This is a genomic window from Mesorhizobium sp. L103C131B0, assembly GCF_000502275.1.
GTDB lineage: Bacteria > Pseudomonadota > Alphaproteobacteria > Rhizobiales > Rhizobiaceae > Mesorhizobium.
Window position 1 is genome coordinate 1 of record NZ_AYXC01000062.1, and the last position, 510, is coordinate 510.

The following is a 510-nucleotide window of genomic DNA, read 5'->3' on the forward strand; positions in this document are numbered from 1 at the left end:
CCAAAGGCCGCAACGTCGTCATCGACAAGTCGTTCGGCGCACCGCGCATCACCAAGGACGGCGTCACCGTCGCCAAGGAAATCGAACTTTCCGACAAGTTCGAAAACATGGGCGCGCAGATGATCCGCGAAGTTGCTTCGAAGACCAACGACATCGCCGGTGATGGCACCACGACCGCGACCGTCCTGGCGCAGTCGATCGTCCAGGAAGGTAACAAGGCGGTTGCCGCCGGCATGAACCCGATGGATCTGAAGCGCGGCATCGACCTGGCCGTGACCGAAGTGGTCGCGGCTCTCGGCAACGCTGCCAAGAAGATCAAGACCTCCGAGGAAGTTGCCCAGGTCGGCACGATCGCCGGCAATGGCGACGAGTCGGTCGGCGCCATGATCGCCGAAGCGATGCAGAAGGTCGGCAATGAAGGCGTCATCACGGTTGAAGAAGCCAAGACCGCCGAGACCGAGCTGGAAGTCGTCGAAGGCATGCAGTTCGACCGCGGCTATCTCTCGCCCT

The 510-nt window shown here is 61.8% G+C and carries 1 protein-coding gene; it reads left to right on the forward strand.

Translation table 11 applies throughout. The features are described from left to right. Positions 1–510 (forward strand): TCP-1/cpn60 chaperonin family protein (locus X730_RS0135340; RefSeq protein ID WP_031197545.1); only part of this gene is annotated, 510 nt, incomplete at both ends.